At 55.5% G+C, this 14924-nt stretch carries 14 protein-coding genes and 2 tRNA genes; all 16 read right to left on the minus strand.

Annotated features, from left to right (window positions below):
* Positions 1-482: 482 nt before the first annotated feature.
* The 16 genes from KQI10_RS03250 to smc all read right to left on the minus strand — a co-directional run bounded on the left by KQI10_RS03250 (position 483) and on the right by smc (position 14823).
* Positions 483-794, minus strand: coding sequence for a barstar family protein (locus KQI10_RS03250; RefSeq protein ID WP_216565975.1), 312 nt, complete (start codon positions 792-794; stop codon positions 483-485).
* Positions 795-814: 20 nt separating this feature from the next.
* Positions 815-1321, minus strand: coding sequence for a ribonuclease domain-containing protein (locus KQI10_RS03255; protein ID WP_216565976.1), 507 nt, complete (start codon positions 1319-1321; stop codon positions 815-817).
* Positions 1322-1446: 125 nt separating this feature from the next.
* Positions 1447-1522: transfer RNA gene (locus KQI10_RS03260), tRNA-Trp, on the minus strand.
* 37 nt (positions 1523-1559) lie between these two features.
* Positions 1560-1636: transfer RNA gene (locus KQI10_RS03265), tRNA-Ile, on the minus strand.
* 136 nt (positions 1637-1772) lie between these two features.
* Positions 1773-2270, minus strand: coding sequence for a CD1247 N-terminal domain-containing protein (locus KQI10_RS03270; protein WP_216565977.1), 498 nt, complete (start codon positions 2268-2270; stop codon positions 1773-1775).
* 32 nt (positions 2271-2302) lie between these two features.
* On the minus strand, positions 2303-2866 hold the full coding sequence (efp, locus tag KQI10_RS03275) for an elongation factor P (RefSeq protein WP_216565978.1): 564 nt from the start codon (positions 2864-2866) through the stop codon (positions 2303-2305).
* 111 nt (positions 2867-2977) lie between these two features.
* On the minus strand, positions 2978-4042 hold the full coding sequence (locus KQI10_RS03280) for an aminopeptidase P family protein (RefSeq protein ID WP_216565979.1): 1065 nt from the start codon (positions 4040-4042) through the stop codon (positions 2978-2980).
* On the minus strand, positions 4039-4542 hold the full coding sequence (locus KQI10_RS03285) for a YqeG family HAD IIIA-type phosphatase (RefSeq protein ID WP_216565980.1): 504 nt from the start codon (positions 4540-4542) through the stop codon (positions 4039-4041). Before KQI10_RS03285 ends, KQI10_RS03280 begins: the two co-directional genes overlap by 4 nt.
* Before the next feature lie 216 nt (positions 4543-4758).
* Entirely contained in the window at positions 4759-4941 is a 183-nt protein-coding gene (gene rpsU, locus KQI10_RS03290) for a 30S ribosomal protein S21 (RefSeq protein ID WP_021888479.1), read from the minus strand.
* Between the two features lie 128 nt (positions 4942-5069).
* The gene (leuS, locus tag KQI10_RS03295) at positions 5070-7493 is read right to left on the minus strand and encodes a leucine--tRNA ligase (protein ID WP_216565981.1); all 2424 of its coding nucleotides are present in this window, start codon (positions 7491-7493) and stop codon (positions 5070-5072) included.
* A 17-nt stretch (positions 7494-7510) separates the two neighbouring features.
* Complete coding sequence (gene rsfS, locus KQI10_RS03300) at positions 7511-7882, minus strand: ribosome silencing factor (protein WP_216565982.1); 372 nt, start codon at positions 7880-7882, stop codon at positions 7511-7513.
* A gap of 28 nt (positions 7883-7910) precedes the next feature.
* Positions 7911-9089: a nicotinate (nicotinamide) nucleotide adenylyltransferase gene (nadD, locus tag KQI10_RS03305; protein WP_216565983.1), complete on the minus strand. Its 1179-nt coding sequence runs from the start codon at positions 9087-9089 to the stop codon at positions 7911-7913.
* A gap of 87 nt (positions 9090-9176) precedes the next feature.
* Positions 9177-9650: a YhbY family RNA-binding protein gene (locus KQI10_RS03310; RefSeq protein ID WP_216565984.1), complete on the minus strand. Its 474-nt coding sequence runs from the start codon at positions 9648-9650 to the stop codon at positions 9177-9179.
* Positions 9637-10242: an XTP/dITP diphosphatase gene (locus tag KQI10_RS03315; protein ID WP_216565985.1), complete on the minus strand. Its 606-nt coding sequence runs from the start codon at positions 10240-10242 to the stop codon at positions 9637-9639. The genes KQI10_RS03310 and KQI10_RS03315 overlap by 14 nt, the downstream gene beginning before the upstream one ends.
* An 18-nt stretch (positions 10243-10260) precedes the next feature.
* Positions 10261-11166 (minus strand): signal recognition particle-docking protein FtsY, encoded by a 906-nt coding sequence (gene ftsY, locus KQI10_RS03320; RefSeq protein ID WP_216565986.1) that lies wholly within the window; start codon positions 11164-11166, stop codon positions 10261-10263.
* 87 nt (positions 11167-11253) lie between these two features.
* On the minus strand, positions 11254-14823 hold the full coding sequence (smc, locus tag KQI10_RS03325) for a chromosome segregation protein SMC (RefSeq protein WP_216565987.1): 3570 nt from the start codon (positions 14821-14823) through the stop codon (positions 11254-11256).
* Positions 14824-14924 lie beyond the last annotated feature (101 nt).

Here is a 14924-nt window from a genome sequence, read left to right on the forward strand (position 1 = left end):
CAAAACGCCCTGGGCACACAGATGCTCAGGGCGTTTTGCTGCCAGCTACTCGCCGCCCCACCCCGTTCATGGCAGCAGGGCTGGACAGCGCCGCAGGAATGCAGAGATTCTATGAATCCATAAGGGAAACAAGTTCTTCCCAATAAGGGAAAACACAAAACAGCGAAAAACCGGGTGGCGAAAATCGAACTTTTGATACGGCAAAAGCAATCAAAAGAAATCAAAAAAGAAGATCACCGAACAAAATCTGTTCGGTGATCTTGGCAGGGGCACAAGGATTTGAACTAGCCTTCCTCAATGTTACCGACTGTTAAATCGGGCATTTTCATGTTATTTCACACGTTTTCAGAACTTTTATATGCTGTTTTTTACCACCGTATACCGCCACATTTTACTCCCGTAAGGGAAAAATAAGGGAAAATTTGAACATCGAAGCGCCGCACAGCAGGTACAGTAGGCTAAACTCAGGGCGCTCAGCTTTTTTACGATTCACGACACACAATAATGTTTCTGCATTCTTTCTGTAAATCGGAAAAGATACCCCACATTGGTTTACAGTATTCCTGTAATTCATTTGGCATCGACTGGAACCCCCTTATCTGAATTGTCCTGCTCTCATTCTCATCAAAGTATCCATCGATGCAATCCCAAACTGCATCCCAGTTTTTTCCGCAGCACGCTGGAAATCCGAAACTTTTTCGGATGCGTTCATGTAGATCATCCAGATATTTGCATCCAGAAAAGTCAACAACAATGGGATTATCTGTTACCAATGTATATGCATAATAGTCCATTTTCACACCTCTTTACACGTTTACACGATTTCTGACAAAGTTTGATAATGATCGTATGTTACAAAAATTAGCCCGTCGTTTGAATACAGAATACGCGATATTCCACGATATCCACTGGTATAATCGATATCTGCCTCGTACCACACACGATTAGAAGCAGACGGAAGATGCCCATTTCGATTTTCGTAGATACCTTTTGCAAGCATTTTTCCTGGGGCAACCGAATTAAGGTTGCCAAGTGTGCTCTTCCAACCAAGCTTCTTTGCCTCTGAACTAGAGATATAGTAGGGTGGCAGCTTTCCAAATTCTTTTAGCCACAAATCCGCCCCCAAAGAACCATTTTTCGTAGCGTTGCCAGCAATAATTGTTTTTAGGCGATCAATGATGCACCGGCAATACTCATGTATCGGAGGCTTGGGAGCTACAAGTTCATCAAGTAGATAGATTTTACCATGGTTCTTTCCGCATGTAACGCACCTTTTCAAATCCTCGATAGACTTCCAATACTTATAATGTTTACTTTCCATTCTGTTTTCCTTTCCTGTATAGCATTATTTATGGATATTACAAGGATAACAGATTAATTGTCCAAAAAAACGGACTTATTCATCCCAAAAAAGAAGATCACCGAACAAAAGCTGTTCGGTGATCTTGGCAGGGGCACAAGGACTTGAACCCTGAGCCTACGGTTTTGGAGACCGCCGCTCTACCAATTGAGCTATACCCCTATGTCATATATTCAAAAAAGGAAAAACCTTGGCTTAATGGTGGGCCTTCAGGGACTCGAACCCGGGACTATCCGGTTATGAGCCGGAGGCTCTGACCAACTGAGCTAAAGGCCCGTTCAATCAAGTGACGCTCGTCACTACGGGTGATATAATAGCACAGATTCCGCCATCTGTCAAGAATTTTCTTTCCGGAATTCACCATTTTACATTTCAGCGGCGGATTGCTCCGCCGCTGAAGGAAATTCAGAAATTACTGGTCTTCCTCGTCGTCGAAGGAGAACTCCAGAGTCTCGCCGCACTTGGGGCAGACGATGCTGCCGGACTCCAGGACTTCCTCGTCAAAGTCGATGACGTTGCCGCAGGCGCACTCTACCTCATAGATGGTGGTGTCCTCATCGCCGAAGTCGAAGCCTTCCTCGGGCTCATCCTCATCGTCCTCTTCCTCGTCCTCTTCCTCGTCCTCTTCGGGGTCGTAGTAATCGTCGTCGTCCTCGTAATCCTCGTCCCAGTCGTCATCGTAGTCGTCTTCATCCATGATGAAGTCCTCGATGGCGTCCAGGTCCTCTTCGATCTCGTCCAGCTCGTCGGAGATGGCAATGGTGGTATCCTCAATGTCCACCATACGCTTGGACATATCGCCGAGCAAATCAACGATGGCAGCGATCATCTTTCCTTCATTGGTCTCGGTGTCCAGCTTCAGGCCGTCCATGAGCCCCTTCAGGTAGGCGGATTTTTCAGAAATCGTCATATTCGTTCTCCTTTCAGCCAAGACGGCTGTCCTTAGACCTTGGAACGGCCCAGGTACTCGCCGGTGCGGGTGTCGATCTGGATCTTGTCGCCCTCGTTGATGAACAGAGGCACCTTGATCTCAGCGCCGGTCTCAACGGTGGCGGGCTTGGTAACGTTGGTAGCGGTGTTGCCGGCGAAGCCAGGCTCGGTCTTGGTGACCACCAGGTCCGCAAAGTTGGGAGCTTCCACGCCAAAGACGTTGCCCTTGTAGCTCATGATGGTGCAGGTGTCGTTCTCCTTGACGAACTTGAAGGAGTCATCCAGAACGCTGGCATCAATGGGGGTCAGCTCGTAGGTCTCGCCGTCCATGAAGTAGTACAGGTTGCCGTCATTGTAGGAGTACTCCATCTTCTTGCGCTCAATATAAGCGGTGGGGTACTTGGCAGAGGGGTTGAAGCTGGTTTCGGTCACGCCGCCGGTAATCACGTTCTTCATCTTGACACGGACGAAGGCAGCGCCCTTGCCGGGCTTGACGTGCTGGAACTCGATGACCTGCATGACCTTGCCATCCATTTCAAAGGTCACGCCGTTTCTAAAATCACTTGCAGAAATCATTGGTTTATCCTCCTAATTTATGTTCCCTTGGGGGGATACAAGAATCTATATCCTTAACTATGCTAGTTTACCCTATAATACGTTATTTTGCAAGGGGGTTTTATAAATTTTTTAGATGATCAGCAAATCTTTGGGGAGATTGGTGATATCTTCGCAGCCATCGGCGGTGACAATTGTCACATCCTCAATACGAACACCGAACTTTCCGGGCAGATAAATGCCAGGCTCCGCGGAAGTTACCGCACCGGCGGGGATCTCCTTGAGGTAGCGGAAGCTCATATTGGGGCCCTCGTGGATCTCCAGACCCACGCCGTGGCCGTAGCTGTGGCCAAAGTATTCGCCGTAACCGGCATCGGTAATAACCTTCCGGGCGGCGCCGTCCACCTGAGCGCCGGTGACACCGGCCTTTGTAATGGCGATACCGGCCTTCTGGGCTTCCAGAACGGTATCGTAGACCTTCTTCATTTCCTCGGTGGCGTAGCCCACGGCGAAAGTCCGGGTGGTATCGGAGCAGTAGCCCTGATAAAGAACGCCAAAGTCCATGGTCACAAAGTCCCCCTCCCGGATTACCCGGTCACCGGCCACGCCGTGGGGCATACTGGTATTGGGGCCGGAAACCACAATGGGGTCAAAGGACAGGCCCTGGGCGCCGTTTTTATACATGGCGTAAATCAGCTCCGCCTGGGCTTCCAGCTCGGTCATGCCGGCATGGATCCGGGGCAGGGCCTCCTCAAAGGCCTTGTCGGCGATTTTCTGGGCTTTCCGCATCAAATCCAGCTCCCAAGGCTCCTTTACATCCCGGAAACCGTTGATGCGGTCGTTCATGGGGACCAGCTTGGCGTTCAGATTCTTTTCCAGGTTCATAAACTCCGCCACGGTGAGATACTTTTCTTCATACCCCAGAGTGGTGACCCCAAAGTCCGCAATGGCATCGTTGAGGCACTTGGCGTAGTTCCGGTCGGCGTTCACATCCAGCACCTCAAAGCCCCGGATGCCCGCCTGAGCGGACTCAATATAGCGGCTGTCAGTAAAATAGCGGCAGCCCTTTCTGGTGACGATGGCCATGCCCTCGGCAATGTCGAACTCCGCGCCGTAGTGACGGCTGTAGCGGGAGGTCAGCAGCAAGCCATCTGCCTCGCCATCCAGAATGGACAGGAATTTTTCAATGTTTTTCATAGCTTGATTCTCCTTTTTCTGGCCGCAAAGATAAAGGGCAGTTCCAAAACATGCCTTGCTTTCAGCCAAATCGTATGATTATCAATGGCCTTTACCAGGATGGGTGTGACCCCAGCCAGGTTGCCGGCCAGTGTATCCGTAAATATCTGGTCCCCCACAATGGCAGAGTGTTCCTGGGTAAACCCGAAGCGCTGCATGCATTCCAGCAGGCCCTTGGGTCTGGGCTTGTGGGCCCGCATAATGTAATCCAGGTGGTACGCCTCGCAGAAGCGGATCAGGCGGTCATTTTTGCTGTTGGAGACGATGGCGATTTTCACCGGGGAAGCATTCATAGCTTCCAGCCAGGCACGCATCTTCTCCGTGGGGATATCCGTGGTATAGGGCACAATGGTATTGTCAAAATCCATCATCAAAAGCCCGATCCCGTGAGCCATCAAAAATTCAGGGGTCAGATCTGTCAGCTCCGGCGTCATCATTCCGGGAAGGAAAGAAAGGGACATATGCTTTTCTCCTTATTCTTATACTTGCGGAGAAAGGCCCTGACACGGCTGCCGCTCCACGATGCACTGGAATTATACCACGGAACAGAGGATTTGTCCATGGGCAGACCGCAATATCTGGCCGTGACGGAATCAAAATTCACGGCAGTCTCCCCCGGAAACGCAAAAAACCGCCCCGGAAACTTCCGGGGCGGCTAGCGCACAACTCAAGAGGGATTAATAGAACTTTCTCTTGTTCTTACGGGCAGCTTCAGACTTCTGCTTACGCTTCAGGCTGGGGCTGACGTAATGCTCGCGCTTCTTAACTTCGGCGATAACGCCCTCCTTGGCACAGCTGCGCTTAAACCGACGCAGAGCGCTCTCCAGAGACTCGTTTTCCTTTACGCGAATTTCAGACATTGTTTTCCCTCCCTCCGATGCATCCGGCTCTATCCAGGATGCGTTCAGGGCCATACGGCTTAATTATTATATGGTCTCTTTTTCAAAAAGTCAAGAAATAATTCCGGTTTTTTCAAAAAAATTCAAAATTATTTCACGATCAGATTGGCCAGCTTGTTCTTGACCACAATGGTCTTCACAATGCTGCCGCCCAGCTTCTCCAGGAAGCGGGCGATCTTCTCATCGGCCAGCACGTTCTTCACCACGGTATCGTTGTCCAGGTCCGCTTCCATCAGGACAGTGCCCCGCATTTTGCCGTTGATCTGGACGGCAATGGTGACTTCGCTGTCCTTGCACTTGGCCTCGTCATAGGTGGGCCAGGGTTCAAAGGCAATGGTCTTATCGTGGCCCAGGATCTGCCACAGTTCCTCGCCCACATGGGGGACGATGCAGGAGATCATCTTGATGAAGCCCTCGGCATACTCTCTGGGGCAGGTGCCGTTCTTGTAGACCTCGTTGACAAAGACCATCATCTGGGCAATGGCGGTATTGAAGGCCAGAGCCTCAAAGTCGGAGGAGACCTTCTTGACCGTCTGGTGGTAAATCTTCGTCAGCTTGCCGTCATCCGTCTCGGTAACGTTGGCAGGCTCGGAGAAGAAATTCCACACACGGTTGATGAACTTCTTTGCGCCCGCCACGCCGGTAGAACTCCAGGGCTTGGAGACCTCCAGGGGGCCCATGAACATCTCATACAGCCGCAGGGTATCCGCGCCGTAGTCCCGAACGATGTCGCTGGGATTCACAACGTACTTGGGGAACCGCTTGCCCATTTTGATGCCGTTCTCGCCCAGGATCATGCCCTGGTGGACCAGCTTCCGGAAGGGCTCCTTTACAGGAGACAGGCCCTTGTCGTACAGGAAACGGTTCCAGATACGGGAGTACATCAGGTGGCCGACGGCGTGCTCCGGGCCGCCCACGTACAGGTCCACAGGCATCCAGTGCTTCAGCAGTTCCTGATTGCAGAACTCCTTATCGTTCCTGGGGTCGATATAGCGCATGTAGTACCAGGAAGAACCGGCGGAACCGGGCATGGTAGAGGTCTCCCGGGTGCCATGGATGCCGTGGGCATCGTACTTCTTCCACTCGGTGGCATTCTCCAGCGGCGCCTGGCCGTTCTTGCCCTTGTAGTCCTCCAGCTCGGGCAGGACAACGGGCAGCTCCTCATCGGGGACAAAATAGGTTTTGCCGTCCTGGGTATATACGCAGGGCACAGGCTCACCCCAGTAGCGCTGACGGGCGAAGATCCACTCCCGGAAATGGTAGTTTACCTTTCTTCTGGCAACACCCATCTTTTCCAGCTTTTGGGTAATGGCCTCCTTGGCCTCCTCCACCGTCAGGCCGGTGAACTCCTCGGAATTGATGAGCTTGCAGCCCTTGCCCAGGTAATCCTGCTTTTCAAAGGCGCACTCAGACACGTCCCGGCCCTCAATGACCTGGATCATGGGAATGCTGTGGGCCACGGCGTACTCGAAGTCACGCTGATCGTGGCTGGGCACGGCCATGACCGCGCCGGTGCCGTAGTTTGCCAGCACGAAGTCACCGATGAACACGGGAACCTGCTTTCCATTGACGGGGTTGATGGCGTAAACGCCCTTCAAGGGGCAGCCGGTCTTGCCTTTGTTCAGCTCGGTGCGGTCCATATCGCTCTTCTTGACGGTCTCGTCAATGTAGGCCTGAACCTCTTCTTTATTCTCAATGCGGTCCATCAGGTCCTGTACAATCTTGCCGTCGGGGGCCAGAACCATAAAGGTGATTCCGTAAATGGTTTCGATACAGGTGGTGTAGATGGAGAAATCACCGCCGCCCACCAGCTTGAAGTCCACTTCCACGCCGGTGGACTTGCCGATCCAATTGCGCTGGATCTCCTTGGTGGACTCCGGCCAGTCGATCTCGTTCAGGCCCTCCAGCAGCTTTTCGGCGAAGGCCGGCTGATCGATGACCCACTGCATCATGTTCTTCTTCACAACGGGATAGCCGCCCCGCTCGGACTTGCCGTCGATGACCTCGTCGTTGGAAAGCACTGTGCCCAGCTCTTCGCACCAGTTCACGGGCATCTCGATCCGTTTGGCATAGCCAGCCTCATAGAGCTGCTTGAAAATCCACTGGGTCCACTTGTAAAAGCTGGGGTCGGAGGTGGCGATCATCTTGGACCAGTCGTAGTCAAACCCCAGCTCCTTCAGCTGCTTGGAGAAGGTCTCGATGTTCTTCTGGGTAAAGCCTTCGGGATGATTGCCGGTGCTGATGGCGTACTGTTCGGCAGGCAGACCGAAGGAATCATAGCCCATGGGGTGCAGCACATTGTAGCCCTGCATCCGCTTCATACGGGACATGATGTCCGTGGCGGTATAGCCCTCGGGATGGCCCGCATGCAGACCCACACCGGAGGGATACGGGAACATATCCAGCACATAATACTTTGGCTTGGAGAAATCCCACACATCGGTGTGGAAGGTGTTGTGTTCCTCCCAGTACTTGTGCCATTTGGCCTCAATGGCGGCAAAATCGTAATTCATCAGATCTCCATCTCCTGTTAATTCGCGGGTTCTTCCACGATAATATCTCTCAGGTCCGCACGCTCCGCATCCGCCCACAGGCGCTCCAGAGCGTAAAACTGCCGGGCCTCTTCCGTAAACACATGGACGACCAGGGTTCCAAAGTCCAGCAGCTCCCAGCTGTTGCCCCGGTGGCCCTCCCGGCCCAGCATGGGCTCACCCAGCTGCTCCATGGTGTACTCGGCATAGTCGCAGAGGGTCTTGACATGGGTATTGGAGGTGCCGGTGCAAATCAGGAAGTAGTCCGCCAGAGAGCTGACCCGGTCAATCTTCAGCAACTGGATATCCATACCTTTCTTGGAATCCAGAGCCTTGGTAACTTCATAAGCGATTTCTTTCGGTGTTAGCATGCATTCGTTCCTTTCTGGGAATAACGTTTCAAATTGAATTTGCGTTCAGATACGCCAGGGCCTCCCGGGAGGCGGGGGAAACCTCGCCGCCCTGCTCCTTCAGGTGGTCCAGGGTCATTTCCAGCCCCAGCTTCAGCGCCGCCCGGAGATCGGTAAAGGCCAGGGCACGCAGCTTTTCCACCCCCGGGAAATCCCGGTTGGGCTCCATGTAATCCGCCACATAAATAATGGTTTCCAATAAATTCATATTGGCCTTGCCCGTGGTATGGGATTCAATGGCGGAGACAACAGCTTTATTTTCTCCAAAGATCCGCTCCGCAACCAGACTTCCTGTGAGAGCGTGGAGGGTTTTGGGATATTTTCTGGAAAAATCGTCTAGTATTCTACCATAGGCCCGGCACAATGTCAATTGCAGGGGGCCGTCCAGAGCCTTGGTAATGTCGTGCAGGATTCCCGCCCGGGCAGCGTCCACCTCGTCCGCTCCCCATTTTTTCGCCAGAGCCACCGCCGTATCCCGGCAGCCCAGCACATGGTTCACACGATTGGGATTCAGCAGGCGGACTACAACCGGCTCCAGCTGCGCCATGGGAAGATTCACAAACCTCGCTCCCGTGTCGTAGAGCTTTTCCTGCCGGATAAATTCATAAACCCCGGGATTCAGAAAGTCAGCCCCGGCCTGAAAGGCCAGAAGTCTGCGGACTTGGGTCGAGGAAATGGGCAGCACGGGATTGTCCAGAAGGAGCGCCTTTCCGCCCCGCTCTGTAAGGATTTTCGCTTCGCCTTCCAGCGCGGACGTTTCCTTCTTGTCCCCCCGGCGCAGAGCTGCCAGGGTCACAGTCCTCAGAAGCTCCGGGGCATGGCGCCATTGCCGGAATTTCAGGAACATATCCGTCCCCAGCAGCAGATAAATTTCCGCGCCGGGATACTGGGCCTGAACCGTGCGTACCGTATCACAGGTGTAGCACTCCTGCTCCTGCCGCAGCTCCAAATCGGAAACCGTAAGTTTCTCCTGTCCCCGGACTGCCAGTCTCAGCATGGCAAGCCGCTGTTCCGGCGAGGCATCGGGCATATTCTTGCCCGGGGTCTGCCAGGTGGGCATCAGCAGGAGCCTGTCAAGCCCCAGCTGTTCCGCCGCGTAGACCGCGCTCTGGATATGCCCCACATGGGGCGGATTGAAAGAACCTCCGAAAATGCCGATTTTTTTCATTTCTCTCTCCCCCTCTTATAGCTCTCGTGAAAGGAGAATGTATTTTGTCATTGCCGCGGCAGCCTGAGGGCTGTCGCGCAACAACAGTTACCGCTCCTTCTGCCGCAGCTGCTTTTCCCGATCCCGCTCAATGGCTCTTTCCACAGCCTTTTCCTTGAAGAAGGCGTTGCGCTGCTCCCGTACCAGTTTGGCGGCATGACGGCGGGCGCGGATGCCCTTGCGCACGGGGTCAGACTTGCTGACAGGAGTCTCCTTCCGCTTTGCCCGGCCGGTCATATTCCGCTCGGCCTGCTTCTTCTCGCTGAAGCGGTAGATCACGAACTTGGAGCCAACACAGGCCACGCCGTCCGCGCCGGTAGCCTCACAGATGGCGTCACTGACCTCCCGGGGCGTCATGAGCGCCCCTTCCAGCACTTTTCCCTTTACCAGTTCTCTCGCGGTCAGCTGATTTTCCGCCTCCGCGATGACGGCCTCCGTAACGCCGCCCTTGCCCACCATAAGGGTGGTATCCAGCTCATTGGACTGAGCCCGCAGCTCTGCCCGCTGTTTACTGTTCAGCATAGCCTGCCTCCTTTAGTTTCTCGTAAAAAATCTTCAAAGCCTCCGCCCGGTGGGACACCTGGTTCTTCTCCTCCTGAGGGACCTCTGCCAGGGTCTTGCCGAAGGGCGGGTAATAAAAAATGGGGTCATAGCCGAAGCCGCCGTCCCCCGCCGGAGCGTGGGTCACAAAACCGTGAACCTCGCCTCTGGCCTGGATGGTTTTTCCGTCCGGCGTCACCAGGGTGATCACGCAGACAAACTTCGCCTGCCGCTTGTCGTCCGGCACATTTTCCATATTTTTCAGCAGCAGCCGCACCCGGCCCGCATCGTCCAGACTCTCGTCAAAGCCGTAGCGGGCGGAGTAAATACCCGGCTCGCCGTTGAGGGCATCCACCGCGATACCGGAGTCGTCCGCCAGTGCGGGCAGACCCGTAGCCTGCATAACGGCGTTGGCCTTCAAGAAGGAATTCTCCTCAAAGGTTGTGCCGGTCTCCTCCACGTCGATATCCACGCCCAGCTCCGATTCCAGAACCAGCTGCATATCGAATTTCTCCGTGATCTGGCTGATTTCCACCAGTTTGTGCTTGTTTTTGCTTGCCAGAACTACCTTCATCTCTCTGCCTCTTTCTCCTTAAAACAACGCGTCTACAAAATCCGCCGCCACGAAGGGCATCAGGTCTTCCGCCTTTTCACCCACGCCGATAAACTTCACGGGAATCTGTAGGCTGTCCGCCACGGCGATGACAATGCCGCCTTTGGCGGTCCCGTCCAGCTTGGTGACGGCCAGCGCCGTGACCCCGGCGATCTCTTTGAACTGTTTGGCCTGAATCAGGCCGTTCTGACCCGTAGTGCCGTCCAGCACCAGCAGAACCTCCCGGGAAGCGCTCGGCAGCTCCCGCTCCACAATGCGGCTGATCTTGTTCAGCTCGTTCATCAGATTGGTCTTATTATGCAGCCGTCCGGCGGTGTCGATGATGATGACGTCTGCATCCCTGGTCTTTGCGGACTGGATACCGTCATAGACCACGGACGCGGGGTCCGCGCCCTCATGCTGGCGGACGATATCCGCCCCGCTGCGCTGCGCCCAGATCTCCAGCTGATCCGCCGCGGCGGCCCGGAAGGTATCTCCCGCCACCAGCAGAACCTTTTTGCCCTGGTCGCAGAGCTGCTTGGCGATCTTGCCGATGGTGGTGGTTTTCCCCACACCGTTGACGCCGATGACCAGAATCACGCTGGGATGGGTAGAGAGGTTCAGCTCCGGCTCCCCCACGCTGACCATACCGGTCAGGATCTCCTTCAGTGCGTCTCTGGCCTGGTCTGCCTGGGTCAGGCGTTTTTCCCTGACGGTTTTGCGCAAAGCCGCTGTGGCCCTGGTTGCCGTTTCCACCCCCAGATCCGCCAGAATCAGGCTCTCTTCCAGTTCGTCATAGAAGTCGTCATCGATCTCGGAACCGCCGGAAAACAGGTCGTTCCAGCTATCGCTGAGGGCATCCCGGGTTTTGGCCAGCCCGGCTTTGATTTTGTCAAAAAATCCCATAATTATCTCCTTTGTGGTATTCCAAAACAGCGATTCCATTGCGGCGCCGGTATGGTGACCGGCACGCAATACCCGTGCTGTTCTTCCTTATTCACCGATGCCCAGATATTCCTCCATCTGGTTCAGATCCAGCCGCAGCAGCTTGGAAACGCCCTGCTCCTGCATGGTAACGCCGTAGAGCACGTCCGCGGCTTCCATGGTGCCGCGCCGGTGGGTGATGACAATGAACTGCGTCTTTTTCAGGTTGTGCAGATAGCCGGCGAATCGGTCAACGTTCCGGTCGTCCAGAGCGGCATCAATCTCGTCCAGCAGACAGAAGGGCGTAGGCCGTACCTTCAGAATGGCAAAGTACAGCGCCGTTGCCACAAAAGCCTTTTCGCCGCCGGACAGCAGCGTAATTGTCTTGACCTGCTTTCCGGGGGGCTGCACCCGGATCTCAATGCCGCAGGTCAGCGGATTCTCTGGGTCCTCCAAAATCAGCTGACCCTTGCCGCCGCCGAACATCTCCTCAAACACCTGGCCGAAATAGTGGTTGATTTTTCCGAATTCTTCCACGAAGATGGAGGTCATTTCCTTTGTGATATCCCGGATGATGCTCTCCAGTTCCCGCTTGGATGTCAGCACGTCGTCCCGCTGTTCGGCGAGGTAGCTGTACCGCTCATTGACCCGGGCATATTCATCAATGGCGCCCAGATTGGGGGTGCCCAGAGCGGCGATTTTCCGTTTCAACTCTCCAATGCGTTTGTTGCCCGCGGGCACGGAATCGATCTCACCCCGGGCCTCACCGGCGGTGCCGGGGGTCAGGCCATAGGAATCCCACAACTTGTCCACAATCTGCCGTTCCTCCATGGAGGATGTGACCTTCTTCTGCTCCAGCAGAGCGCAGGCCCGCTCCATATTGAGGATATCCTTATTCTTCTCCTGGGCATCGTGCTCAGCCCTGGTCTTGCCCGCTTCCGTATCCGCCCGGTCCATGAGCATTTTCTGCAAGGTGTCATTCATTGCCGCGGCTTCGGCGTCATTGTCCTTCTGCCGCTGCTCCAGAGCCTGAATCTCTCCTGCGATGCGGTCATTTTCCTGCCGCATGGCGTCCATCAGCGCCTGCTTTTTCTCCCGGTCGCCCTCCATGGCGGACATCAGGCCCCGGAGATCTTCCATGTGGGAAAGGGCGGTGGTACGCTCGGCGTCCAGCGCCGCTTCTTTTGCCCGCAACTCGGTCATGCGGCCCGTGATGGTATCCATGGCCTGCGCCGCCTCGGACTGGCTGCCCTCCAGGCTTGCCGTCTGCTGCTTTGTCTGGCGCAGATCCTTCTCATAAACCTGGATCTTCGCCTTCTGCGCCGCCATACGTTCCGCGTCGCCCCGGTCCCGGGTCAGCAGTCCTTCCCGTTCCTTCCCGGCAGAGCCCGCCGCCTCGCAAATGGCATTGTAGAGCACCTCATACTGCTTTTCCTGCCCCTGCAGGCGAAGAACCTGATCCTCCGCCTCCCGGAGCTGATCCCGGGCAGTGCTCAGCTGGAACTCCACCTGATCAAACAGTCTCTGGGCCTCCTGCAGCGACGCCTCTTCCTGCTGCCGTTGGGCCGTCAGCTGATTTTCCTGGGCCGTCAGCTTTTCCAGCTCATTGGCCCGGGATAGAATGCCCGCGTCCTTGTTCACGGAGCCACCGGTCATGGAGCCGCCGGCGTTCATGACCTGGCCGTCCAGCGTCACAATTCGGAAACGGTTCTTAAACTGCTTTGCCATGGCGATAGCCGCGTCCAGATCCTCAGCGATTACCGTCCGGCCCAGCAGATTCTGTACAATATTTTTATACCTGGGATCGTATTTCACCAAATCCGCCGCGATGCCCACGAAGCCCCGGCTGTGCTCCACCCCTGGCTCCTGCAGATTCTTGCCCCAGATAGAGGACAGAGGCAGGAATGTGGCCCGGCCGCCGCCGGTGCGCTTCAGGTAGCCGATGGCCGCTTTGCCGTCGGCCTCGCTGTCCACAACAATCTGCTGCATGGCCGCGCCCAGCGCGATCTCGATGGCCACGGCATATGTGTTATCCGTGCGGATCAGCCGGGATACGGGCCCGTGGATATTCCGCAGACCGCCCCGCTGGGCTTCCCGCATGATCATCCGGACGGACTTCTGGTAGCTCTCATAGTCCCGCTCCATGGCCTGGAATACCCTGACCTTAGCGGAAACACCCTCCAGCTGGGCAGTGAGCTGCCGCAGCCGCTCGGCAGAAACGTCTCTGCTCTTGCGGCGGCTGTCCTGCCGCAGAGCAAAGCCGGAGATGATGTTGTTGGAAGCGGTGACCTGCTCCTGGGCATCCTTCAGCGCCCTGCGGCTATCCTCCAGATTTTTCTTTGCTTCTTCCCGCCGGGCTTCGCCGGAGGAAAGGTCCTCTTCCAGCTGGGAAAGGCGCTGCCGGGTGCTCTCCCGGTTTTCTTCCAGTGCCCGCACGTCTGCCTCACAGCCGGCGATCTCCGCCTGCAGATCCGTCTCTTTGGTTCGCAGCTCCAGAAACTGTTTGCTCAGGCCCTGGGCGGAAGCGGTCATTTCGGAGAGCTTCCGCTGGGAAGCGGCAGCGGACTCCCGGACGTCGGCCAGATCCCTGTCGATCTGGGCCACCCGCCGCTCCGTCTGGGCGATCTGACTTTCCAGGCCTCCGGAACGGTCCTGCTGGCCCTGGATTTCCTCTTGAATGCGGCTCAAATTGGCATTGTTGTTCTCCACATTGCCCCGGAGCACCGCCATCTGCCCTTCCAGTTGCTGGTGGGTGCTCTGGAACATGGTGGTCTTTACCCGGACAGATTCCAGCGAAGCGTCCTTCTCCCGCAGAGCCGTGCCCAGTTCCTCCGCCTGACGGTAAAGTCCGTCCAGATCATCGTGCGCCTGCTGCAGCACGAAGGATGCGGACTTATAGTCCTCCTCCGCCTTTTTCGCCGCGGCGGAGAGCTTATCCAGCGTATCCAGCCATACGGCTACCTCTACGCCTTTCAGCTCTTCCTTCATTTCCAGATATTTCCGGGCCTTTTCGGACTGGACCTTCAGCGGCTCCAGCTGCAGCTCCAATTCCGAGACCTTATCGCCAATGCGAAGCAGATTGTCTTCTGTACGCTCCAGCTGGCGCTCGGTCTCCTCTTTTCTGTGGCGGTATTTGGAGATACCGGCGGCTTCCTCGAAGATTTCCCGGCGGTCGCCGCTTTTCAGAGAGAGAATTTCGTCAATACGGCCCTGACCGATGTTGGAGTAGCCCTCCCGGCCCAGGCCCGTGTCCATCAGCAGTTCATTGATGTCCTTCAGGCGGGCAGACTGGCGATTGATATAGTATTCGCCGTCGCCGGAGCGGTAATACCGCCGGGTGACCACCACCTCATCGGCATCATATGCCAATGCCCTGTCGGAGTTATCCAGAGTAAGGGTTGCCTCGGCAAAGCCCAGCTGGGGACGCTTGGCGGTACCGCCGAAGATCACGTCCTCCATCTTGGCGCCCCGGAGGGTCTTGGTGCTCTGCTCACCCATGACCCACAGAATGGCGTCGGAAATATTGGATTTTCCGGAGCCGTTGGGGCCTACAATGGCGGTGATATCATCGCCGAAGCGGATCACCGTCTTATCCGGAAAGGACTTAAAGCCCTGCAATTCCAGTGATTTTAAGTACACAGCATAACCTCATAAAAGAATGAATCAGTTTATTATACCCGCTTTCCCGGGCAAATGCAATGGCTTTTCGGCTTTTCTCCGTTTCTTTTTGCCTCGCTCGC

The organism is Pseudoflavonifractor sp. MSJ-30 (assembly GCF_018918045.1).
Classification (GTDB): Bacteria; Bacillota; Clostridia; order Oscillospirales; family Oscillospiraceae; genus Faecousia.

Coding starts and splice junctions, on each gene's coding strand:
- KQI10_RS03250 (WP_216565975.1), bottom strand. CDS start 794: ATGGACTATTATGCATATACATTGGTAACAGATAATCCCATTGTTGTT.
- rsfS (WP_216565982.1), bottom strand. CDS start 7,882: ATGCTAACACCGAAAGAAATCGCTTATGAAGTTACCAAGGCTCTGGAT.
- KQI10_RS03310 (WP_216565984.1), bottom strand. CDS start 9,650: ATGCTGAACAGTAAACAGCGGGCAGAGCTGCGGGCTCAGTCCAATGAG.
- leuS (WP_216565981.1), bottom strand. CDS start 7,493: ATGAATTACGATTTTGCCGCCATTGAGGCCAAATGGCACAAGTACTGG.
- efp (WP_216565978.1), bottom strand. CDS start 2,866: ATGATTTCTGCAAGTGATTTTAGAAACGGCGTGACCTTTGAAATGGAT.
- KQI10_RS03270 (WP_216565977.1), bottom strand. CDS start 2,270: ATGACGATTTCTGAAAAATCCGCCTACCTGAAGGGGCTCATGGACGGC.
- KQI10_RS03285 (WP_216565980.1), bottom strand. CDS start 4,542: ATGTCCCTTTCTTTCCTTCCCGGAATGATGACGCCGGAGCTGACAGAT.
- rpsU (WP_021888479.1), bottom strand. CDS start 4,941: ATGTCTGAAATTCGCGTAAAGGAAAACGAGTCTCTGGAGAGCGCTCTG.
- KQI10_RS03255 (WP_216565976.1), bottom strand. CDS start 1,321: ATGGAAAGTAAACATTATAAGTATTGGAAGTCTATCGAGGATTTGAAA.
- ftsY (WP_216565986.1), bottom strand. CDS start 11,166: ATGGGATTTTTTGACAAAATCAAAGCCGGGCTGGCCAAAACCCGGGAT.
- KQI10_RS03280 (WP_216565979.1), bottom strand. CDS start 4,042: ATGAAAAACATTGAAAAATTCCTGTCCATTCTGGATGGCGAGGCAGAT.
- KQI10_RS03315 (WP_216565985.1), bottom strand. CDS start 10,242: ATGAAGGTAGTTCTGGCAAGCAAAAACAAGCACAAACTGGTGGAAATC.
- nadD (WP_216565983.1), bottom strand. CDS start 9,089: ATGAAAAAAATCGGCATTTTCGGAGGTTCTTTCAATCCGCCCCATGTG.